At 69.7% G+C, this 21,787-nt stretch carries 16 protein-coding genes, 2 tRNA genes and 2 pseudogenes; 10 read left to right on the forward strand and 10 right to left on the reverse strand.

The genetic code is table 11. The annotated features are described in order from the left end of the window. Positions 1-225 precede the first annotated feature (225 nt). The gene (locus R6Y94_RS27020) at positions 226-1,233 is read left to right on the forward strand and encodes a sugar phosphate isomerase/epimerase family protein (protein ID WP_203860124.1); all 1,008 of its coding nucleotides are present in this window, start codon (positions 226-228) and stop codon (positions 1,231-1,233) included. A 145-nt stretch (positions 1,234-1,378) separates the two neighbouring features. On the opposite strand, the gene R6Y94_RS27025 is transcribed toward R6Y94_RS27020, so the two are convergent. Continuing rightward, positions 1,379-1,777: a hypothetical protein gene (locus R6Y94_RS27025; protein ID WP_318398666.1), complete on the reverse strand. Its 399-nt coding sequence runs from the start codon at positions 1,775-1,777 to the stop codon at positions 1,379-1,381. Positions 1,778-2,037: 260 nt separating this feature from the next. On the opposite strand from R6Y94_RS27025, the gene R6Y94_RS27030 reads away from it, so the two are divergent. From R6Y94_RS27030 to R6Y94_RS27060, 7 genes and pseudogenes are all read left to right on the forward strand, one after another. After that, positions 2,038-2,110, forward strand: a tRNA-Asn gene (locus R6Y94_RS27030). A gap of 287 nt (positions 2,111-2,397) precedes the next feature. After that, entirely contained in the window at positions 2,398-4,539 is a 2,142-nt protein-coding gene (locus R6Y94_RS27035; protein WP_318398667.1) for an MMPL family transporter, read from the forward strand. Further along, positions 4,536-6,020 carry an FAD-dependent oxidoreductase gene (locus R6Y94_RS27040; protein ID WP_412102893.1) on the forward strand — a complete coding sequence of 495 codons (1,485 nt, stop codon included), beginning with the start codon at positions 4,536-4,538 and terminating at the stop codon, positions 6,018-6,020. Before R6Y94_RS27035 ends, R6Y94_RS27040 begins: the two co-directional genes overlap by 4 nt. Before the next feature lie 276 nt (positions 6,021-6,296). Beyond that, positions 6,297-6,370: transfer RNA gene (locus R6Y94_RS27045), tRNA-Ile, on the forward strand. A gap of 37 nt (positions 6,371-6,407) precedes the next feature. Beyond that, positions 6,408-7,613: an ABC transporter family substrate-binding protein gene (locus R6Y94_RS27050; RefSeq protein WP_412102897.1), complete on the forward strand. Its 1,206-nt coding sequence runs from the start codon at positions 6,408-6,410 to the stop codon at positions 7,611-7,613. A gap of 338 nt (positions 7,614-7,951) precedes the next feature. Continuing rightward, positions 7,952-8,284, forward strand: a pseudogene (locus R6Y94_RS27055) (transposase); the annotation flags it as partial. Continuing rightward, positions 8,284-8,463, forward strand: a pseudogene (locus R6Y94_RS27060) (IS5/IS1182 family transposase); the annotation flags it as partial. The pseudogenes R6Y94_RS27055 and R6Y94_RS27060, both read left to right, overlap by 1 nt. 76 nt (positions 8,464-8,539) lie before the next feature. Here R6Y94_RS27060 and R6Y94_RS27065 read toward each other — a convergent pair. From R6Y94_RS27065 to R6Y94_RS27085, 5 genes are all read right to left on the reverse strand, one after another. Beyond that, positions 8,540-9,502, reverse strand: coding sequence for an LnmK family bifunctional acyltransferase/decarboxylase (locus tag R6Y94_RS27065; RefSeq protein ID WP_318398669.1), 963 nt, complete (start codon positions 9,500-9,502; stop codon positions 8,540-8,542). Between the two features lie 16 nt (positions 9,503-9,518). Further along, the gene (locus tag R6Y94_RS27070; RefSeq protein ID WP_318398670.1) at positions 9,519-10,241 is read right to left on the reverse strand and encodes an aminotransferase class I/II-fold pyridoxal phosphate-dependent enzyme; all 723 of its coding nucleotides are present in this window, start codon (positions 10,239-10,241) and stop codon (positions 9,519-9,521) included. A 149-nt stretch (positions 10,242-10,390) separates the two neighbouring features. Then, positions 10,391-11,695, reverse strand: coding sequence for an MFS transporter (locus R6Y94_RS27075; RefSeq protein WP_318398671.1), 1,305 nt, complete (start codon positions 11,693-11,695; stop codon positions 10,391-10,393). After that, a complete protein-coding gene (locus R6Y94_RS27080) occupies positions 11,692-12,315 on the reverse strand; it encodes a winged helix-turn-helix domain-containing protein (RefSeq protein ID WP_318398672.1) in 624 nt (207 codons plus the stop codon). The genes R6Y94_RS27075 and R6Y94_RS27080 overlap by 4 nt, the downstream gene beginning before the upstream one ends. Positions 12,316-12,376: 61 nt before the next feature. Further along, positions 12,377-12,589, reverse strand: a complete 213-nt coding sequence (locus tag R6Y94_RS27085; protein WP_318398673.1) for an MbtH family protein — start codon at positions 12,587-12,589, stop codon at positions 12,377-12,379. 884 nt (positions 12,590-13,473) lie between these two features. Between R6Y94_RS27085 and R6Y94_RS27090 the strand changes: the two genes are divergently transcribed. Beyond that, complete coding sequence (locus R6Y94_RS27090; RefSeq protein ID WP_412102894.1) at positions 13,474-14,184, forward strand: peptidylprolyl isomerase; 711 nt, start codon at positions 13,474-13,476, stop codon at positions 14,182-14,184. A 188-nt stretch (positions 14,185-14,372) separates the two neighbouring features. Here the strand turns inward: R6Y94_RS27090 and R6Y94_RS27095 are convergent, their stop codons facing one another. From R6Y94_RS27095 to R6Y94_RS27110, 4 genes are read right to left on the reverse strand one after another with little or no spacing between them, the layout of a single operon-like run. Further along, complete coding sequence (locus R6Y94_RS27095; RefSeq protein ID WP_318398674.1) at positions 14,373-17,558, reverse strand: helicase HerA domain-containing protein; 3,186 nt, start codon at positions 17,556-17,558, stop codon at positions 14,373-14,375. After that, a complete protein-coding gene (locus R6Y94_RS27100; RefSeq protein WP_318398675.1) occupies positions 17,558-18,211 on the reverse strand; it encodes a hypothetical protein in 654 nt (217 codons plus the stop codon). The genes R6Y94_RS27095 and R6Y94_RS27100 overlap by 1 nt, the downstream gene beginning before the upstream one ends. Then, complete coding sequence (locus R6Y94_RS27105; RefSeq protein ID WP_318398676.1) at positions 18,198-19,202, reverse strand: endonuclease domain-containing protein; 1,005 nt, start codon at positions 19,200-19,202, stop codon at positions 18,198-18,200. Before R6Y94_RS27105 ends, R6Y94_RS27100 begins: the two co-directional genes overlap by 14 nt. Continuing rightward, a complete protein-coding gene (locus tag R6Y94_RS27110) occupies positions 19,199-21,316 on the reverse strand; it encodes a hypothetical protein (protein WP_318398677.1) in 2,118 nt (705 codons plus the stop codon). The genes R6Y94_RS27105 and R6Y94_RS27110 overlap by 4 nt, the downstream gene beginning before the upstream one ends. Positions 21,317-21,556: 240 nt before the next feature. Here R6Y94_RS27110 and R6Y94_RS27115 point away from each other — a divergent pair, with 240 nt between their 5' ends. Further along, the gene (locus tag R6Y94_RS27115; protein ID WP_318398678.1) at positions 21,557-21,697 is read left to right on the forward strand and encodes a hypothetical protein; all 141 of its coding nucleotides are present in this window, start codon (positions 21,557-21,559) and stop codon (positions 21,695-21,697) included. The last annotated feature ends 90 nt before the right edge of the window (positions 21,698-21,787 follow it).

The raw sequence follows: 21,787 nt of genomic DNA on the forward strand, positions 1-21,787 counted from the left end.
CTTGGTCCGGCCGGCACGGCCTAGAGTGGTCGTGGCGATCCCCGGCGCTGGCCGGTGACCGGGTGGGAGGCGCAACCCGCCCGGCCCAGGTGCGGTTCCGTGCTGCCGACCACACCGCCGGGGGAGTTCCCGCCACCGTTCCGGACGGTCACCCTCGCCCCGGTCCACCGGCGCCGTTCCCGGCGCAGTCGCGAATCCCGCGTGTGATCAACAGGGAGAAAGACCATGGCGCGACCCATCACGCTCTTCACCGGCCAGTGGGCCGACCTACCGTTCGAGGAGGTGTGCCGGCTCGCCTCGGAGTGGGGCTACGACGGGCTGGAGATCGCCTGTTGGGGTGATCACTTCGAGGTCGACAAGGCGCTCGCCGACGACTCGTACGTCGACCGCAAGCGGGAGACGCTGGCCAAGTACAACCTCAAGGTCTGGACGATCTCCAACCACCTGGTCGGGCAGGCGGTCTGCGACCACCCGATCGACGAGCGCCACCAGGACATCCTGCCGGCCCGGATCTGGGGCGACGGGGAGCCGGAGGGGGTCCGGCAGCGGGCCGCCGAGGAGATCAAGGACACCGCCCGGGCGGCGGCGAAGCTCGGTGTCAAGACCGTCGTCGGGTTCACCGGCTCGTCGATCTGGCACACCCTGGCGATGTTCCCGCCGGTCCCGCCGTCGATGATCGAGCGGGGTTACCAGGACTTCGCCGACCGGTGGAACCCGATCCTCGACGTCTTCGACGAGGTGGGCGTGCGCTTCGCCCACGAGGTGCACCCGAGCGAGATCGCGTACGACTACTGGACCACCCGGCGGACCCTGGAGGCGATCGGGCACCGGCCGGCGTTCGGGCTGAACTGGGACCCGTCGCACTTCGTCTGGCAGGAACTCGACCCGGTGAACTTCATCTTCGACTTCGCCGACCGGATCTACCACGTCGACTGCAAGGACGCGAAGGTGCGTACCGGGGACGGGCGGCGGGGCCGGCTCGCGTCCCATCTGCCCTGGGCAGACCTGCGCCGGGGCTGGGACTTCGTCTCCACCGGGCACGGCGACGTGCCGTGGGAGGACTCGTTCCGGGCGCTGAACGCGATCGGCTACGACGGTCCGATCTCGATCGAGTGGGAGGACGCCGGGATGGACCGGCTGGTCGGTGCGCCCGAGGCGTTGCAGTTCGTCCGCCGGCTCGCCTTCGACGCCCCGAGCGCGGCCTTCGACGCCGCGTTCAGCAGCAAGGAGTGAGGCGCCACGGCGCTGGCGGCCCGGGACCGATCGGCGGGTAGCCGACCGGTCCGGGCACGGCGAACGGCGCGAGGTCGGCCCGATCCCGGGTCGGCCCCGCGCCGTGCACGCGGTTGACTACCTGCTCGAAACAGGTGGTGCCTGCTCAGAAACTGGTGCCGTTCGCTCCCGACGCCGCCCGGGAGGCGGGGGCGGCCGCCGAGGACTTCGTACCCGATCCGGACTTCGTCGTACCCGATCCGGACGCCGTACCCGATCCGACGGTCGCGTCCGCGCGACCGCTGTCGCCGGTGCCCGACTCGGACGAGCTGCCGTTGCCCACGGCGAGCTTCTCGGCCAGCCGGGTGTGGCTGAGTCGGTCCTTGCCCTCCGTGTACAGCCGGGAAGCCTGGGCCTGAGCCACCCCGGCCGCCTCCTGCACCGTCGGGTGGTCAAGGACCTTGCGGCCCTTGAGAACCAGCTCTTCGTACCTCTCCCGGCCCGCGCGGGCGCCCAGGACGAAGCCCACAGCCAGCCCGCCGACGAACCACAGCTTTCCGCGCATGACGGCTCCTCTCCGTGTTCTGACGCGGTCAGCGCCCTCGGTATCCCCGGTGGGCGACCGTGTCGCGCCTGCGTCGTCTGTCCCCAGGTCCGTACCCATCCTCCACCGATGTCATGCCTGGTTGTGGCCCCCGTGTCGTTTTGTCCAGATATCTGTTCCGGACCGCGTCCGGCGACAACCCGGTAGCCCCCTACCCCCACCCGTCCTGTACTCTTGTCCCGTCGCACGGCGCTGGAGAGATCCAGTGCCGGACAACGCGATCCCCCGTAGCTCAATTGGCAGAGCAGCCGGCTGTTAACCGGCAGGTTTTTGGTTCGAGTCCAAACGGGGGAGCTTTCCCAACATCCCGCCCGTCGGCCCCGCCGACGGGCATCGTCATATCTGGGGCCCGTCCGGCCTCCGGCACCGGTCAGCGCACGGCGGCGGTCGCTCGTCGTGCTGCCCGGCACCCCGCACCGGCGGCGCGATGACCGGGCTGGCAGTGGGGTACGCCGGGCGCTGCGGTGGCCTGGCGGCGTGGCGGTCGGGCAGTGCGGTGGGCCGGGCGCTGCGGTGGCCTGGCGGCGTGGTGGTCGGTGGGCCGGGCAGTGCGGGCGTGGCACGGAACGGATGGGTGGGAGATGGCTGGATCGCGGCGCCGTACCGCCATGCTGCTCGCCGCCTTGCTCGCGGTCGGCTGGCTGGCGGTGGGTGCGCTGTCGACGCGCTACCCGGGCAGGCTCAGCGAGGTCGCCACGAACGACAACGCGGCATTCCTGCCGGCGGACGCCGAGGCCACCCGAGGGGAGCGGCTCGCCGCCGGATTCGTCGAGCGGCAGACCATTCCGGCGCTGGTCGTCTACACCCGGGACAGTGGTGTCACCGACGCCGACCGGCAGCGGGTGAGCGCCGACGCGGCCCGGTTCGCCACCGTACCGGGAGTGGTGCCGCCGCTGCCCCCGCCGATACCCAGCGCCGACGGCAAGGCGCTCCAGGTGATCGTGCCGGTGGACAACGCCGAGGGCGACCGGACCCGCGAGGTGGTCAGTGAACTGCGCCGGATCGCCGAGCACGGCGACGCCGGCGAGGTCGTGGTGGTCGGCGGCCCGGCAGGGCTGCTCGGCGATTTGACCGAGGTCTTCTCGTCGATCGACGGGCCGTTGCTGCTGGTCACCCTCGCCGTGGTACTCGTCATCCTGCTGGTGGTCTACCGCAGCCCGGTGCTCTGGATCATTCCGCTGCTGGCCGCCGGCCTGTCGTACGCGCTCGCCGCCCTGGCGGTCTACTTCCTGGCCCGCAGCGACGTGATCACGCTGAACGGGCAGGCCCAGGGCATCCTCACCGTGCTGGTCTTCGGGGCCGGCACCGACTACGCCCTGCTGCTGATCGCCCGCTACCGCGAGGAGCTGTGCCGGCACCACGACACCGTCGCGGCGATGCGTGCCGCCTGGCGGGGTGCCGCCCCGGCCATCTTCGCCTCCGGCGGTACGGTCATCGCCGGACTGCTCTGCCTGCTGCTCTCCAGCCTCAGCTCCAACCAGGCCCTCGGGCCGGTCGCGGCGGTCGGCATCGGCGCCACCCTGGTGGTGATGCTGACCTTCCTGCCCGCGCTACTGCTGCTCGGCGGGCGGTGGGCGTTCTGGCCCCGGTCGCCGTACGTCGAGCACGCCGCCTCGGTCGGCCGGCTGTGGAAACCGGTCGCGCACTTCGTCGCCCGCCGGGCCCGGCTGGTCTGGGTACTGACCACCCTGGCCCTGATCGCGCTCGGCTTCGGCCTGACCCAGCTCGGTCCCACCCGGCTCAGCCAGAGCGAGCTGTTCACCAACCGGACCGACTCGGTGATCGCCCAGGAGGTGATCGACCGGCACTATCCCGGCGGGTTGGGCAGCCCTGTCACCATCTTCACCCTGGCCGGCGCGGCCGACCGGGTGACCGCGGCGGCCCGCTCCGTGCCCGGGGTGGTCGAGGTGCGTACCGTCCCGGAGGCCGATCCCAACGCGACCGGTTCGGACGCTGCCCCGGGCGCGTCCGCTGCCCCGGGCGCGTCCGCTGGCCCGCCGAAGGTGGTGGACGGCCGCGTCCAGCTCCAGGCCACCCTGATGGCGCCGGCCGACAGCGCCGAGGCGGAGCAGACGGTCCGCGAGCTGCGCGTCGCCGTACACGCGGTGCCGGAGGCGGATGCGGTGGTCGGCGGGCGCACCGCGATCAGCGTGGACACCACCGACGCCTCCAACCGGGACCGGAACGTGATCATCCCGGTGGTGCTCGGGGTGATCGCGGTGATCCTGGCCCTGCTGCTCCGGGCCCTGCTCGCGCCGATCCTGCTGATCCTGACCGTGGTGCTGTCGTTTCTGGCCACTCTCGGGCTCTGCGCGTTCCTCTTCCAATACGCCTTCGGCTTCCCTGGCATCGACGCGTCGTTTCCGCTGTTCGCGTTCGTCTTCCTGGTGGCGCTCGGCATCGACTACAACATCTTCCTGATGAGCCGGGTACGCGAGGAGTCCGTGCGCCGGGGCACCCGGTCCGGGGTGCTGCGCGGGCTGGTGGTCACCGGCGGGGTGATCACCTCGGCCGGGTTCGTGCTGGCGGCGACCTTCTCGGCGCTGGCCGTACTGCCGCTGGTGGTCCTGATCGAGCTGGGGCTGGCGGTCGCGCTCGGCGTCCTGCTGGACACCGTCGTCGTACGCTCGCTGCTGGTGCCGGCGCTGACCTATGACATCGGGCCGGCGGTCTGGTGGCCGTCCCGGCTGTCCCGGATCCCCAACCATCCGGAGGCGGAGTGAGCGCCGGGTCCGGGCTGCCGGCGCAGACCGACGTGGTGGTCGTCGGTGGCGGGCTGGCCGGGCTGGCCGCCGCCCGCCGGCTGCACCGCGCCGGCACACCCTGGCTGCTGGTCGAGGCCGCCGAGCGGCTCGGTGGCCGGGTCGGCACTGACGCGGTGGACGGCTACCTGATCGACCGCGGCTTCCAGGTGGTGAACACCGGCTATCCGCGGCTGTCGGCTCTGGTGGACCTGACCTCGCTGGGGCTCGGCTACTTCACCCAGGGCGTACTGGTGCGCCGGGGCGAGACCCTGCACCGGATGGTGCATCCGCTGCGGGACCCGCTCGGCGCGGCCCGGACCGTGCTGACCGGACTCGCCGACGCCGCCGGAGTTGGTCGGCTCGCGAGCGCCTCCGTCGGGCTCGGCGGCCGGTCCGGGAGCACCTCCGTCGGGCTCGGCGGCCGGTCCGGCAGCACCTCCGTCGGGCTCGGCGGGTCCAGGAACAGCTCTGCCGGGATCGGGCGGCCAGGGGAGGCCCCGACGGGTGAGGACGTCGACCGGGTCGTCGACGGGCGGCTGGCGGACGTACGCCGGATCAGCAGTGTGGGGCGGGCCAGCGACCGGCTCCGGCTGGCCGCGCTGGCGGCCCGATGTGCGAGTCTTCCGGTGGACCGGCTGCTGGCGGCACCGGAAACCAGCACCGGAGCGGCGCTGCGCCGGGCCGGGCTCTCCGACCGGATCGTCGAGGAACTCCTCCGGCCGTTCCTCTCCGGGGTCTTCGGCGAGCGGGAGCTGACCACGTCCAGCCACGTCTTCGCGATGATCGTCCGGTCCTTCGCCCGGGGCCGGATCGGACTGCCGGCGGCCGGCATCGGGGCTCTGCCGGAGGCGGTGGCCGCCCCGCTGCCGGAGTCGCTGATCGCGCTCGGCGTCTCCGCCACGTCGCTGCGGACCGGGCTGGTCCGCACCTCGGCCGGAGTGGTCCGCTGCCGGGCCGTACTCGTCGCCACCGACCCGGCCACCGCGACCGCCCTGCTGCCGCCGCTGGGCCGGGTGCGCATGAACACCCTGACCACCTACTACCACTCGACCGCCGAGCCGCCGCTGGACGAGCCGATCCTGCTGCTCGACGGGGACCGGCGGGAGCTGGTGGCGAACACGGTGGTGGTCAGTCGCGCCGCGCCGACGTACGCCCCGGCCGGGCGGCACCTGGTGGCGACCTCGGTGGCCGGGCCGATGGTACCGCCGGAGCCGGTGGTCCGGGCCGAACTGGCCCGGCTCTACGGCCGTCCGGTCGACGACTGGGAGCATCTGACCACCGTTTCGGTGCCGGAGGCGCTGCCGGCCGCGCCAGCTCCGCAGGGACGGCTCCGGAAGCCGGTGGCGCCGGGGGAGGGGATCTTCGTGGCCGGGGACCACCGGGGGAGCCCGTCCGTGCAGGGGGCGCTGGCCAGCGGGTGGCGGGCGGCCGGTGCGATCAACCGGTACCTGGGCGGTTGACCTCGCATGCGTCCGGGTGCGGGCCGGAGCTCGACTCCGGCGCGGATGCCTCCGCCCCGACCCGGGTCACGTGGGTGCCGGAGCCGGCCGACCGCTCGGCGTCACCGGGATGTCGATGCCGGTTGGTATCCTCGCCGTGCCGGAACCGCCGGGGCGGTGCCGAACCGGCGAGCGATCCGGTGGGCCGGGCATGGTCAACTCGATCTTCACTGGTGGGGCGCCGCATGTCGGTGGTCGGCTGACGTCGTGCCGGGTTACTATCCCGGCGCCCGTTTCGGGGCGGTAGCTCAGCAGGTTAGAGCAGGGGACTCATAATCCCTCGGTCGCGGGTTCGAGTCCCGCCCGCCCCACCGACCGCACCATTGTGCGAACCGGTGATACAAGGACATCGAGAGCGTCACCCGCGGGGCCGGCGACCGTGAGGTGGTGGTGACGTACGCCCGGCGCTACACGGACTGGCGCGCCGTCTTCACCCCGCTGTACCCGCGGTCAACCACCTCCGACCCAGATACGTTCAACAACGGCTGGGTGGGCCGGGTGCCGGGACCGACCGCCGGGCCGTTCCGGTTCGCGGCGCTGGACGAGACCGCGCGGACGGTGACCCTCGAGCGTGCCCCCCTGTGGTGGGGTAACCGAGCGAAGCTCGACCGGATCGTCTACCAGGGCATCGATGCCAACGCCACCGCCGACGCGGTCGACAACGGCGAAGCCGACTTCTTCGAGATCGCCGCGAACGTCAACCTGTACGGTCGCGCCCAGCAGATGGCCGGCAAGGTAGACGTCAAGCGCGCCGGGGCGCCGTTCTACCGGCACGTCACCATCAACGGTTCCCGGCCGCACCTGGCCGATGTCCGGGTTCGCCAGGCGCTGGCGCTGGCGATCGACCGGAAGACGATCGCGGAGGCACTGCTGGGGCCGCTGAACCTCACCCCGCAGGTGCTCAACAACCGCATCTACATGCCCAACCACAGCCGGTACGAGGACAACGCCGGACCGGCCGGTGCCTACCGGCCCGACCAGGCCCGAGCCCTGCTCGACGAGGCGGGCTGGCGGCTCTCCGGCGGCACCCGGACCAAGGACGGCCGCCCCCTCACCATTGACGTCGTCATATCGTCGGGCATCGCCGAGAGCAAGACGGAGACCGACCTGATCAAGACGATGCTGGGGCAGGTGGGCGTCGCCGTCACCGTGCGCCCCGTTCCCGCAGGCGAATTCTTCAGCAAACAGGTCACGCCGGGCAACTTCGACATAGCGGTTTTCACCTGGGGCGGCCGGCCGTTCCCGATCAGCATCAACGAGTCGATTTTCGCCAACCCGACCCGGCGCGGCGACGGTCAGCTCGACGTCCAGCAGAACTACGCGCGGATCGGATCCGAGGAGATTGACGCCCTGTTCCGCAGCGCGAACTCCGAACTCGACCCGGCCGCCGCCGCGCGGATCGCCAATGAGATCGACGGCAAGCTGTGGCAGATCCTGCCCAACATCCCGCTCTATCAGCGGCCCGACTTGTGGGCGGTCCGCAAGGGTCTGGTCAACTTCGGCGCCTTTGCCTACGCGAGCAGGGTATACGAGGACATCGGCTGGCTGGCCTGAGCCCGGCTGACGCCGCGACGGCAACGTGTCAGGACGCGGGCCGGCCAGGCCGGACCCGCCCGCCCACGGGCCCGCCCCAACCGCTGCACCGATGGGGCCAGTGGGCGCGCGTCCGCGCGGCGCGGTCTCACCCGCCGGAGAAACCTGTCCATCAGGCCGGCCCGACCTGGGCCGGACTGATCAAGAGTGACACTGGGAACGAACGGTGTAACTCCTGATCAAGGAGAAGCACCTGATGACGGATGTCGTGACCGCCGGGGCTGATACTGGCCTGGTGGCGAAGCGGAAACCGGTCCGGCCGGAGGTGGGACGGGGTCGACGCCGAACTCGTCGCCCGGTTGGTGGAGCAGGCCCGCACGGCGGGGTTGCAGTTGACGGGCGAGGGCGGGCTGCTACAGCAGCTGACCAAGCGGGTCCTCGAGTCAGCGCTCGAAGGCGAGATCACCGATCACCTCGGCTACGACAAGGGCGACCCGGCCGGTAAGAACGGCGGGAATTCCCGTAACGGTGTCCGGGGCAAGACTGTGCTGACCGAGGTCGGTCCGGTCGACGTCGCGGTGCCACGGGACCGGGACGGTACGTTCGAGCCGCAGATCGTGCGTAAACTTCAACGTAGGTTGTCCGGGGTCGAGGACATGGTGATCTCACTGTCGGCGAAAGGCCTGACCACCGGCAGAAGGCCGTGAACAAGGCCCACGCCCGCATCCGCGCCCGCGGCGAACGCGCCGTCGCCACCCTCAAGACCCGGAAAGTCCTGACCAAGCTGCGCTGCGGCCCGTCCCGGACGACCACGATCGTGCAGGCCATCCTGGTCCTGCGCCACGTCGAGAACCCGACCTATCGAGGATGAATAAGGCTCGTTGTACCAGTCATGGTCGGAACAGCGATTATCGATGCTCAAGGACTAGTAACCGTGCACGAGGTCGTTAGGGGCATTCCGCCGGCGGTTCGATTTCGATGGCTGTGACTGCGAGTAGTCGGCCGGTGGCCGCGTCGCGGAGCGCCATGTCAGCGATCTCCGAAGTCGGGTAGGCCCTGTTGTGCCATCTGCGGATGGTGATGGTGAATAGCGAGCCCAGGTCGGCGTTGCCGAAGTAGCCCATCTTCTGGTCGATTACCCGCCGCTGGAGGAACAGCCGCTCGCTACGGTTGAGCGTATGCCACAGGCGCATAAGCGCCGTGTCGAAGATCGAGAAATAGGAAGCGAAGTAAATCAGCCCCGCGCCGTTGATGTCCCGGGCGACATCCAGTGGATACTCGAAGGTGAGCTCGTCCCCGGCAATAGTGAATCCCGGCGGCGGCGGGAAGCAGAAGCTGCCGGCCTCGCGCGCGCGGCCAACAGGGGTACGCGGCGAAAACTGGTTGGGTAACCGCGGCAGATCGACGAAGTCGAAGTCGGGAGGCGCGGTCTCGGTGAGGCCTCGATTGCTATCCGGGAGGCTGCGCGCGACCCACCGGTTGAGGTTCTCCGCGTACATGCAGTCCGGATGCGGTGTCTCGTAGACCTCCGCCGGGTCGAGGAAGGTGTTATTCAGGCCGAGACCGGCGGGCGCGAGCCGATGCAGCGTCAGGGCCGAGGAGCTGCCGAACTGGAAGACCTGCGAGGTCACCTCGAGCTCGTCCCCGAAGGTTAGGCCGTGCGGGTGGACGACCTTTCCGCCACGCACTCGGTAGTAATAGAAGGACAGGTAGGCCGGCCGACCACCCGCGGTGCGGGCCGAGTGCACGTTGGTACGGCATGTCGCGGCCACCGATTCCCACGTCCAGTCGCCGATCCGCCCGAAGATCAGTGAGCCACCGCTGCACATCCCCGGGGACACGGTCACCCGCCGGGACAGGGCGTAGCCGCCGGCCAAGAAGACGGATTGAGTCGTCTTGTTCTCTGACAAAGCTTCACCATTCCTGTCAGGCCGCACCGCGCCCTGTCGCGCCGGTGATGGAAGCTGCGGCAATCCGGACGCACCACTCGTGAGCCGCCGCGAGAAACGCGTCGTTGTCCGATTCCGAACCGATCGACACTCGGACGCCCTCGCCGTCGAAAACCCGCAGCTCGATGCCCGCCCGCGCGCACCACCGGCCGAACGGGACCGCATCCTCGCCGAGGCTGAGCCACACGAAGTTGCCCTGGCTGTCGGGGACCGCCCAGCCCTCGACAACCAGGGCGGCCCGGACCCGCGTACGTTCGGCGATCGTTTCTTCGACCCGAGCCAGGAGCACGTCCTTGAGGTCGAGGGCGGCGAGTGCCGCGCGCTGGGCGACGCCGCTCACGGCGTACGGCAGGCACACGTCGCGCACCGATGCCACGGTGTCGGCGGAGCCGATGAGATAACCGACTCGAAGATTCGCCAACCCGTAGGCCTTAGAGAAGGTACGCAGGACCACCAGGTTCGGGTAACGGTCGCACAGCTCTAGGCAGCCGGCCCCGGCCGGCCCGTCGACGTACTCGAAGTACGCCTCGTCGAGGGCTACCAGACAGATCGGTGGGACCCGGTCCAGAAACGCACGCAGCTTGTCCCGGTCGATGACTGTTCCGGTGGGGTTGTTGGGATTACAGACGATGACCAGCCGGGTGGCGCCGGTAATGCGATCGGCCATGGCGGTGAGGTCGTGCGCGCCGTCGACGCGCAACCGCCTCTCAACTGCCTGTCCAGTAGTCCGGACTACGAATCGACTAATCGCCGGATCGGCTACAGTAGTGTGGCCGATCCGGCGATTAGTCACTATGTGGGTTCTCTGACTCAACGCCTGGCATTCACCCGGGCGTTCGGGCGCGTTTATCAGTGGTCAACATGTACCGCGTTGTCCAGGGAATCCTGGTCGGCTGGTTGGTCGGGCAGCTCGCGTCGGTTGCGGATGGGCGAGAGCAGGAGGAGGAGGCCGGTGGCCGGTACTCCGGCGACGAGGATCCACATGGCGGCGCGGGTCCCGACCGCGGTGCCAAGTGCGCCACCGATCAGCGCGCCGACAGGGACAGCGCCCATGTTGAGGAAGGAGGTGCTGGCGGTGAGTCGCCCTAGGAGGTCGCGAGGGCAGTAACGCTGGATGAAACCGGTCTTGATGATGTTGTTGGCGACGACGCCCGCCGCGGCACTCAGCCCTCCTATGACGAAGAGCAGGACGCCTGGCCCGTGGACGGTGAGCGGAATCAGCAGGATAGGCAGCGTGACCAGGATGGCGAAGAAGAGGATCGCCCGGGCAGAGCCGATCGTGTTGGCGACCCGCCGGGCGGTGAACGCGCCGAGGATCCCACCGGTGGTGGTGGCGGCTATCAGAGCGCCGACCATTCCCTCGCTGAGTCTGACGTCTTTGACCAGGAAGACTGGCAGGATGGACTGGTAACCCACCAGGAACAGGTTGGCGGCGGCACCGGCCATGGTGAAGGAGCGGAACCAGGGGTCGCGGACGACGAGCCGCAGGCCTTCGAGAATTTCCTCGACCATGGCGTGACGGGAGCGCTTCGGTTCGGCCAGACGCGGTTCGCGGTGCCGAATGGCGAGCAGAAAGACGAGGCTGATCGCGAACGTGGCGGCGTTGGCGAGCAGCCCATTGATCGGTCCGGCCACTTGGACGAGTAGACCGCCGCAGCCCAGGCCCACGACCTGGGCCGCGGACGCGCTGCCCTGCAGCTTCGCGTTGCCCTCAGCCAGATCCTCGGCGGGAAGCAGGGACGGCAGGTAGGCGGTGTAGGCGACCTGGAAGAACACTGCGGCCGCCCCGGTCAGCAACGAGACACCGAGCAGCCACGCGTAGGAGAACAGGCCGGTCCATGCGGCCACCCGGATGCTCAGGAACAGGACGAGCGAGATGGCGGCGGCGCACACCATGACCGGCCGCTTCGGCAGCCGGTCCACCCATGCGCCGACGGGCAGGCCGATGATCACCCAAGGGAGCCACACCGCCGCCACCAGCAAGCTGACCTGGAACGTCGTGGCATTCAGTGCGGAGATCGCCGCCAGCGGCATGATAACGCTCGTGGCCGACGAGCCGAGCTTTCCTGAAACCTCACTGATCCACAGCAGCCGGAAGTCCGGGTGGCGGCGAAGAAGCCCAGCTGGCCGGGTGGGCGTCCGCAGCGCGGTCATCGGGATCCCGTTTCGGGAGCGGCCGGGAACACCTGGAATTGCACGACGACGGGCCGGGAATCCGGGGCCGGCTCGTCGCCAGGTGCCGGCAGGTAACGTTCCACCATCTGGGTCAGTTCCTCGGTGAGTGCGATCATCTGTTTAGCGGTAAGGCGCAGCTCGGTCCATTCCGAGATATTCCCCGTGTTGCGCCACTCGCCCGGCAAGTCGCTGCGCAGGTGACGGGCGACCCGATGGAAACTCCAACCCAGGATTTCTTGCAGTAGCTCCGCCACCTCCTCGCGCGCGGCCGGATCCTCGCCCAGGTCTTTGGTATCGAACACGCCGGCCCTGGCCCGGGCCCGCCACCACCGCTCGCGCTTGCTTCGGTGGCCGGGATCCTCCTCGATGAAACCGTGCTGAGCGAGCTGCCGCAGATGCCAGCTCACCGTTCCCGTGCTCTCGCTGACCTGCTCGGCAAGGCGGGTCGAGTTCGAAGGCCCTTCGAGCCGCAGGATGTCCAGGATTCGCAGACGCATCGGGTGAGCGAGGCCGCGCAGGCTGTGGGCGTCGAGCCAGCGCTCGACCGCCTGGCGCTTGACCGCCTGGCGCTTGACCGCCCGATCCGACGAGGGCTGCATCCGTCCATCGTAGACTGCCAAGAGCTCTCGGTGAAGGCTTCTCGTCATCCGTACGTCGCGGTCAACCTTCCATGGCAGTGATCAGCGACCTGGGCCGGAGATCCGTCCAGTGCGTCTCCACGTAGTCGAGGCACTCCTGCCTGCTGCCTGATTCCCGCACGACCGACCAGCCGGCCGGTACCTCCAGGTTCTCCGGCCACAGTGAGTGCTGATCCTCGTCGTTCGCGAGCACGACGTAGCGGCCATCCGGGTCGTCAAAGGGGTTGGTCGCCATCGGCTACCTCCTCCGTGGTCGAAACGTGTGACAAACCCACACTAGGGACCGCGTTGCGCTACTGGAGGCAGTGCCGTAGGCGGTTTACCGGCACCGCGACCGGCGTACCGCGAAATACGAACTCGTGCCCCCTGTTGCCCCGCTGGGGACCGCGACGAGCGGCAGTGCGGGCATGCACTGCCACCCGACTGCCGCGTGGCTGCCGCTCGGCTGCCGCATCGTTCGCCTATACCGCCGGCCATTCACATTTACTATGGGACCCGATCTGGGTCGCCACCAGTTCCTCGCGGCAACGTCGGTCGAAACCGTAGATTCGCGACGACAATTTCGGATCCCACTCCCTCTAGCCCTCCCGGCGAGGTCCGGCTGTGCGTCGGTTTGTAGCCGGGGATTGCCGTGGCCACGGTGGATTCCCCGCCGCGGCCACGGCGGAAAGCGCGGGGCCGCGTGACATGTCGAGCCGACGGATGGCACAGATTCGGCTCGGAGCCCGGCCCCGCTGCGAATCGAATCGGCGCGCTCCTTCACGACGTACACCTTGAGGAGCGCCAGCGTGCGGCGGCGGGGCCTGGGCTCCAGGTGGGGGGTCCTTGTGCTTGCCGCCGCGTTGCGCCCATTGCCGTCCTGGACGGGGCTGAAGGTCCTCAGCGCCCACCAGGAGAGGTCGTCCCAGCCAGGCCCGTCCTGCGTCACCCAACGGGCGGCCCACGCGGTCCGAGGTGCAAGGACACGCGTACTTTGGAGATCACCGGGGGACGCCCGCCAGGTGCGACCGCCGATCGCCTCGACGGCCGGGTCATCACGTGATCCCGTGCACGCTTGACGAGTACATCGATGTCCGTTAGACCGTGTGAGGGAACTCCTACCGGTCAATGGAGGACGACGTGGCGCCACACCGCATCGCTGTCACGGTGCTCACTGCCGGCCTGCTTCTCGGCGCCGGCGCCGCTCCGGCACATGCCGCCGCGTCGCCCGAGGTGACGAAGGGGCCCTGCCAGTACACCGAGACTCCGGACGAACCGGCGGTACGACCGGTGCCGCTGCCGCGTGATCCCCGGCATACGCCCGACCGTGGCACGGTGACGACCACTTTGATCACCAACCTCGGCCTCATCCCGCTGACCCTCGACCGTGCGCAGGCGCCATGCACCGTGCAGAGCTTCCTGCACCTGGTGCGGCACAGGTTCTACAACCGGACCACCTGCCACCGGCTCACCGCCTACCCGACGCTGAAGGTGCTGCAGTGCGGCGACCCGTCGGGCACAGGTGAGGGCGGCCCCGGATACCGGTACAGGGACGAACTGCCGACGGACCTGCCGCCCGCGCCCACCGACCCGACCGGCGAGCGGAAGGTCTACGCCCGCGGAGTGCTGGCGATGGCCAACGCCGGGCCGGACACCAACGGCAGCCAGTTCTTCCTGGTCTTTGCCGACTCGGCGCTGCGACCGAACTACACGATCTTCGGCGGCGTGCGGCCACTCGGTCTGCGTACCCTCGACCGGATCGCCGCGGGCGGCGTGGCGCCGACGGCCGAGGACCCGGCCCCGGTCGACGGCACCCCCGCCCTGCGTACGGAGATCTGCCTGGCGATCTAGCGTCGTTCAGACAAGGTTCGCCCGGCGGCGACACCTGACCGCCCGTTCGTCATGGCGGACGGCAAGGGAAGACGGCGAAGTCTCGTCGCATGTCTGGCGCGGCGATCTCCGGAACTACCTCTGGTAGCCGCTGCCGTAGCGAATCTTGGGGCGGTGACAGCCGGCGTGTAACGCGGACTGCGGCCGGTCTACTCCTCACCGCCCGATGGGACGCGGCCCGTACCACGTGCCCGGTCCAGCACCTCGTCGACGGTCAGCGGGCTGCGTGGGTGGTGGCTCAGCGAGAGTGGCGTTTTGATCTTCCGCGGCGCGGTGCCCTCGGCGGCGAGATAGAACTCGCCGACGGTCAGCCGGGAGATGTCAGGTACGTCTCCTCCCTTGGCCCTGGCCATCTCGCGTGCCGCCTCGATCTGGATCGGGCTGTTCATCAGGCCGTACAGCTGGGTTGCCGCGTTGCCAGGGATGCGGTTGTGCAATCCCTTCGGCGCCTGTGTAGCGAAGATCAGCCCGAGCCCGTACTTTCGTGCCTGGGCGGCCAGCGCCAGAGTGCTCTGCGTGCAGGCCGTCATCGCTCCGGACGGGGCGAAGGTCTGGGCCTCGTCCATGACGAGCAACCCCAGCAGGGGCCGATCACCCGCGGGGTTCCTCTTGATCCAGGCGAAGAGCGCCATCTGGAGCTGATTGACGAAGCTCTGGCGTACGTCGTCGGACGGCAGGCCAACGAGGCTGATGACCGAGATCCGGGCCCGCTTTCCATGCTCGGGAGTGAGTAGGACGCCGGGATCCATCGGAGTGCCCTCGCCGCCGAAGAGTGGATCGTTCACCATGGCAGCGGTCAAGGTCTGAGCCAGGCCGAGACCGATCTTGTCGGCATCGTCGAGGTCGATGATGCCGTCCGGAAGGTCGGCCAGCGTGTCGATGAGACCCTTCAACCGGGAACCCCCGCGTCGGCCGTAGTGCTCGACGGCCTTGCGCAGCACCGCCAGCCCCAGATGTGCCTTGTTGGCCCGGCCGGTGACCAGGGCACGTGGCGCCAGGGACGCGACGGCCGCCTCGACAGCCTCGCCGAACTCGTCCGGATCGTCGCGCACGCTGGTGAAGTCGGGCAGCGGCTGGAAGCTCAGCGGGCGGCCCGACGTGCGTCGCGGCGTCCAGACGACCACGTCGGTGTGTGCCAGATAGTCCTGCGCCCTGGCCGCGTCGCCCGGTCGCCACTGTGCGGGCGGGTCGGGCCACCCCTCGCCGAGGCGGGCAAGGTCGTTGTTGGGATCGAGCACGATGGCGGAGACACCCTGGAGGGCGCACTCCTCCACGACGCGGCGGACGAGTACGGTCTTGCCCGAGCCCGACCCGGCGAAGATCGTGGTGTGCTTCCGGAGTGCCTCGAGAGCCAGCGGGACGGGCGTCGCGTCGTCGTACCCATACCCGACGACGAACGCGGGTCCGGCCGGGGCTGCGGTCGCCGGAGCCGGCTCGACCGGTCGCGCGGTCTCGGCGGATTCCGGGTGCGGTCCGCCGTCCGCCGTCCAGCCGTCGACGTCTGCCAGAGCGTGCTGCAGGAACTTGAGGTCCCGGGTCGGCCGGCGCGCCGCCAGCCAGCCCTGCAGGTCCATCGTGGCTTCGGCGAGCATGACCCGGAGCGCCGAGAGGATGCGCAGGTCCTCGTCGTCCAGGCCGATCGTCTGCCCGCCGGCCTCGGTGAACGTACCGACGGCCTTCCGGGTGGCCGCGCTGCTCGACCATTCGCCGTTTCGAAGCAGGAACAGTTTGCGTTTGGTCAGGCCGGTATCGAGGGCTGACGCTACGCATGCCTTCCGGAGCCGGGCCAGCGCCGCGTTGCCGTGATGGCCGTCGCTGATCGCCCGGAAACACCAGTGCACCTGGTCCTCGGTGCGCTCGTCGAGCGTCAGGCGCAGCCGGGCATGCAGCGGCGGGTCGGTACTCGGGGGCGGGTCGACGCTGAACGACTCCCCGGCGTCCCCCCGTTCCAGGATCCAGGCGGTGAGCCCGGCGGCGAGCAGTGGCGGCATCACCTCGTCCTCCGAAGCCCGTTCCAGTGGCGTGGTGATGTCGGCGGCGTTCCTCAGCTCGGCGAAGCGGCCGTCGTAGCGGTCCAGCTCCGCAGTAGTGGCGCTGACCGGGGCGGGCCGGGGGGCACGGGGTTCCGCGGCGGGCGGCTCGCCGAGGCTGTCCATCTCCCGGACCTCGTCGTCGGCGACACAGGTGCGGATATGCCGGTCGATCTCGATGAGCAGCTGACGTGGAGTGAATGCACCCGCCTCGGCGAAGGATTGCGGGGAGACCGGCCACGAGGGGTACGGCGGGGTGAACCCGACCTCCTGGTACCGGAGGGTGAATCGTTTTTCGATGATCGCCCGGGCGAGATCGGCGTTGTCGATCCGGCGCAGCGTCGGCGTCTCCCGGAACCGGTCGGGCACCGTGTCGGCGGCGGTGGACTTGATGATGGTCCACGAGTTCGGGATGCAGGCGAGGACGGTCAGCGTCCGTCGCGTCGTCTGGCGCAGTGACATGAGGCCGTCCGCCATCCGGGCCAGCATCAGCGCCTGTTCGGGGCTCATCGCGGCGGCGCCTACCAGGGAGGGGTCGCTCTGGATCGCCAACTGGGCGATCAGCGTGTCGACCTGGTCGATCGCCACGACCGACGGACCGGTGAGAGCCAGCAGCCAGGACAGATCCTGCACGATCTGCTGGGCCGGACGAGGGGCACGCCGCATGCCCCATGCCGCGCGTTCGCCGGAAACTACTTCCGCTCCGGAAAGGAAGTAGTTCTCCGCGAGATCGCGATGGGAGATGTCCTCGGAGGCGCTCAGCGCGAGCGCTCGCGCGGTCTCCTGGCACATTCGGGCCACGTGCCGATCGAACCCGCCGAGCCCCTCCAGGAAGGCGTCGAGCGCCGCCCGGGTCAGTTCGGTGTCGCCCATCACGGCCCGACGCGCCGTCCGGGGCGCGCCCACCATCGCCGACAGGCGCCGCAGCAGCAGTTTGAGCTGAGTCTGTCGGCTACCGGGCACGGGCCGGGACAGGCCGTCCAGCATCGCGGCCAGCACGCTGTCCCAGAAGCTCCCGGCGTCGAGCAGGCTGACCAGGAAGAAGTAGCCGCCCTTCTCCTGGACCTGCTGGCGGATCCAGCCCAGCAGGTGGGTCTTGCCGGACCCGCGCAGGCCTTGGACGACCAGGCCGAGCGGGCTGCCGTCCGTGCTCGCCCGAGCCTCCTCCACCCCGGCGAGAACGTCCCGGACGACCGGGATGTGCAAGCCGTCGACGTGGAAGGGCAGCGGTCGCCACACGTCGTCGGGAACCGGCGCCCAGTTGAACCGCAGTGCCGCCAGGGCGGCGCGTTCCGCCTCGTTCATTACACGCCGATCGCCAGCAGGTGGTTCTCCTGGCCGCCGAGGCGGAGGGCTGCCTTGATGTCCGGCTCGGTGAGCGTCTTCTGATTCGACTCCGGAGCGATGTTCACGCCGTCCTCGCGGCTGAGCCGGCGCAGGGAATCGTCCAGGTCGTCCCGCGGCACGTCGGCGAAGAACGGGCGGAGCCGGCGCAGGCTGACCCAGGCCCCGGGCTCGTCCGCGAGCGCCCGGTACGCACTGACGATCCGCGCCTGCAACGGCCCGGACGGCTCGGTAGCCCGGGTGGCCGCCGGCGCGCGTACGTCGCTCAACGCGAAGAGTTCGGTCAGCGTGGCGCAGCCGCTGCGGGTCAGCAGACGATCGCGCAGGCTGGCGTGCAGGGCGGTCAACGCGGCGCCGAGTGCCGTCGCACCGCGGAGCGTGAAGTCGAGGTCGTTCTGCATCCGCACCCAGCCCTTGTCGTCCAGTTGAAGGGCGTACGTCGATCCGCTCTTCCGGCTGGCCACGTAGTGCAGGCGGGTGAGCTTGTCGCGCTGCGGCTTGCGTACGTCCAGGCCGTACTGCTTGCGGAGTTCGGTGTTCAGCACCTCCCGCGCCTCGACCATGAGCACGATGAGGATCGCGCTTTCGGATGCGTTCAGGTCATCGCCGGCCATGAAACTGTCCTTCCGCTATGTCCCGGCGACGTGCCCGCAGATACGTACCGATCTGCTGGACCACGGCGCCGACGTCATGGGTTACTCGGGCATTGGTGAAGCGCAGGACGGCATATCCGTCCAGTTGCAGCTGGACATCGCGCTGCCGGTCGGCCTCGAAGCGAACCGGACGACAGTGCTCCGGCCCGTCGATCTCCACCACGCAACGTTCGTCCGGCCACAGCAGATCCAGCCGCACCGGTGCGGCCAAGGCATGGGGCTGGTAGCTCTGGTTCCACATCCGTCCGGCCGACCAGCTCTCGGCGGCCAGCGCCGCCTCCAGCGTCTTCTCGACGTCGCTCGCCGGATGAGGCTTTCCGACGACCGCCCGGCCGTCGTGGGGCAGGTCGGACGATGCGAGCGGCGGTTCGATCCAGAACTCCGAGAGCCCGTCCAGCCCGGCCGCCCCCGCTCCGACCAGCCAGACGGCCGGACCGCCGTGGTGCACGAGCCACGCGGCCCCGGCCGCGACGACGGCACCGTCGGCGCCGGCTGGTTCGACGAGCAGCACGACCTTCCGCCTGCCGAACGCGTCGGCGACGAGGCGGGCCAGCGCGGCTGCCCGGGTACGCAACGGGAGGGCAGTGGTGGCGGCTCGTCGTGCGGTCACCGCGAAGATGGCCAGGTCCGGCAGGAAGAATCCCGGGTAGCGGTCGCGACGTGCCCGTGCGGCGGCAGCCACCCGGACCGCGGCGAGCCCGGCTGTGTCGGGACGGACGCCTTCCGCCGCTTCGGGGAGCCACGCCGGCAGGAGTTCGACGGCAACCTGTTCGAGTCGGTTCAGCGCGGCACGCACGAAGTCCGCCGGCATCGCGTGTCTCGCGTCCGAGCGGTGCACCACGGCGGCCAGCTCCGCATGGTCCCGGGCGATCAGCATGGCCAGCGCATCACTCTGCGCACCGGGCAGGGCGATCGCGCGATCCGACGGGACGTCGGCCAGGTTCCGGGTCACGACGTCGCGCCCGGATCGGCCGGTGATCCGTCGGCGTGCAGTCCGCACGAGCGCAGCCTGAGGACGGCCACAGCGGCCCTCCAGTCCCTGCCGCAGTCCGTCATCTTCAGCGCGATCAGCCGTTCGGCGGCGAACTGGGTGCCCGCATCCACCTCGGCCCGCAACACCTCGTCGTTCCGAAGCTCGAACAACAGCGTCGTGAGCTGCTCGGCGCCGTGCCGGCGGCCCTCGACCACGGCGCTCCGGAGCGTTTCGATCTGCGCCTCAACGCCGGTCGTGATCGAGCCCGGGTCATCCGCCTGCAGTTTGCTCAGCCGGTTCGCCGCCGACTCGTCACCGGCGTCCGCCCGTACCGCCAACTCGTCCAGACGGCCGTGCGTGGCGAGCAACTCGGCGAGGAGATCCGCCGCAACGCGATGCCCGGCGTCCGCGAGGTCCTCCAGATCTGGCAGGAAGCCTCGGTCGGCGAGCAGGTACGTCAAGTCGTCCACCGCGACGAGGTCGCCGTCGGCAGCGCGTAGCCGAAGGTCTGCGGTCTCGCCGCCGTCCTGCAGGAGTTCTGCCAGGCGGATCTGGTCCTGCGGGTCGGAGGTCCGCAGGCCCGCCGAGCGGCCGCGTAGCGCGAGCACGTCGCGGAGAGCGTCCGTGACGGTGTCGTCGTCGGGTCTCTTCTGCGCCTGGTGAAGCAGGACGGAGACGGCCTCGGCGAGGCGATCCTGCCGGACGAGCAGCAGGGCCAATTGCACGTGGGCCGAGTCGTCGCCCAGTGCGCATAGTCGGCGCAGCGCGCGTTCCTGAAGTGGGTATCGCATGCGGGCGGCGGCTGCCTCCCGAACCCGGCGGACGTCGTCGGTGTCCTCCAGCCGGTCGATCAGGGCTTCCCACAGGCTGTCCGGAGGGCACTGCGTGCGACGGACTTGTCGTAGACGCTGAGCGAGATAGTCGGCGGCGACGTATCCGGCGAGCGTGCCGGGGCGGCGACCCGGCCGGGGCGACAACGCCGCGACCGTGCCGTGTACCGGTTTGGTGGCGTAGGAGAGGGCATCGTCCAGCCAGCGCGCAGTATCGGTCACGCGCTCGGCCGGAGCGAGGTAGCCCGCCATGGCGTCGACCAGGAGCTCCGGTGCGAGGGGCGTGTGGACGCCGAGCCGGCGCGCATCGGCCGCGGCGGTGATGGCCGCTCTTGCGTACGGTGGGGCCTGTTCCCAGCGGTGGATTAGGTCCGGCCCGGCAGCCAGCACCTGGGTCAGTCCGGCATCCCTGCTGTGCAGAGCGATCCGGATCCGGGCGTCTGTCTCAGCGACCCGCTCCGCCGTACGGCGCTCCTGTTCGCGCAGCGTCGGCTCGACACTGATCACTTCGGCGAGTTCGAGCAGGGTTCGGTCGTCGGCGTGCTGATCGGGCAGCCCGACGGGTCGCAACTCCTTGCGGGCGGTGTACTCCTCCGACCAGAGCGTGCCGACCACGATCATGCGGGCGTTCTTGAGTGAACTCACGGCGGTCCTGGTCAACGGCGGTGTGGAGCCGAGGAAGCGGTGCATCTCGTCCAGCCAGACCACCGTCTGCTCGGCCGGCTCGTGCAGCAATTGCAGGATCTCCTGGGTGGTTGCCGGCCGGGCCAGTGGCCAGTCCGGCACGATGCCGCGGACGGCCTCGTACAGCGACCGGGTCTTGCCGGTCGACGAGCCACCCACCAGCAGGACGAAGCAGCCCTGCTCGGCTCCGCGCCGGATGAGAGCCGACAGTTCGTGATCGAAGCACCGGCTGACGTACCTGGGCAGCTCATCGACCGTGTCGGGTGCCGTGATCGCGGCGTGGATGCCGAGCTCGCGCGGGGACACGTCCGTGAAGCGAGGGGCGCCGTCACGCCGGTCGGCGTGGGCGGCGATCCGTTCCCACGTGGCCAACACCTGTGCACGTTCGGTGTCTGGCAGGTCCAAGGCGGCGACGAAGCTCTCCACGATGGGACGCGGCAGGGCTCGCTTGCCCTGCAGCAGGTCGCTCACCGTGCTGCGCTTCAGTTCCCGGCTGCCGTGCCGGCCGACGGAGCGCGCCCGGCGCTCCAGGTCCGCATAGGACAAGCCGGATCGCGCCTTCAGCAATGACAGGTACATGGCGAGATCACGCCAGTGGCGAGCGGTCGAAAGATCGACGACGGGGGTGGTGGTCAGTGGTATCAACCCCTCCCGCCATCGGCCCCGGACGTCCCGGGACAGCGTACGAATCGGCTTCGGTCAGCGCCATACCGCCGTCTTCGGCATCCGGTGCATTCCCATTTCCTCCGGCATCGTCCGTAGCCCTCGACGACGAGCATCGGCCCAGCTCAACCTGGTTACCGGCCATCCCGGGGTCGGGTGGCCGATTACCAGCAGGGGGTCGTCGTGCACCAGTGGACAGTCGTGTTTCAGACCGTAAGTGAATTCTTCTCCGCTGTGGGGGCCGTGATTACCTTGATCATCATCCTGAAAGAAGGTGGTAATAGCATCGATGATTGAGGCGCCGCCCACCGGTCGGATACCTGGCCGGTCGACCAACACTGCCCGGAATGGGTAAGTGTGCACCGCGGCGTTTGATTGGCGTCGCCC

The sequence above is a fragment of the Plantactinospora sp. KLBMP9567 genome (assembly GCF_033446045.1).
Classification (GTDB): domain Bacteria; phylum Actinomycetota; class Actinomycetes; order Mycobacteriales; family Micromonosporaceae; genus Plantactinospora.

Coding starts and splice junctions, on each gene's coding strand:
- R6Y94_RS27110 (WP_318398677.1), bottom strand. CDS start 21,316: ATGTACCTGTCATTGCTGAAGGCGCGATCCGGCTTGTCCTATGCGGAC.
- R6Y94_RS27025 (WP_318398666.1), bottom strand. CDS start 1,777: ATGCGCGGAAAGCTGTGGTTCGTCGGCGGGCTGGCTGTGGGCTTCGTC.
- R6Y94_RS27075 (WP_318398671.1), bottom strand. CDS start 11,695: ATGACCGCGCTGCGGACGCCCACCCGGCCAGCTGGGCTTCTTCGCCGC.
- R6Y94_RS27085 (WP_318398673.1), bottom strand. CDS start 12,589: ATGGCGACCAACCCCTTTGACGACCCGGATGGCCGCTACGTCGTGCTC.
- R6Y94_RS27020 (WP_203860124.1), top strand. CDS start 226: ATGGCGCGACCCATCACGCTCTTCACCGGCCAGTGGGCCGACCTACCG.
- R6Y94_RS27035 (WP_318398667.1), top strand. CDS start 2,398: ATGGCTGGATCGCGGCGCCGTACCGCCATGCTGCTCGCCGCCTTGCTC.
- R6Y94_RS27100 (WP_318398675.1), bottom strand. CDS start 18,211: ATGGCCGGCGATGACCTGAACGCATCCGAAAGCGCGATCCTCATCGTG.
- R6Y94_RS27080 (WP_318398672.1), bottom strand. CDS start 12,315: ATGCAGCCCTCGTCGGATCGGGCGGTCAAGCGCCAGGCGGTCAAGCGC.
- R6Y94_RS27095 (WP_318398674.1), bottom strand. CDS start 17,558: ATGAACGAGGCGGAACGCGCCGCCCTGGCGGCACTGCGGTTCAACTGG.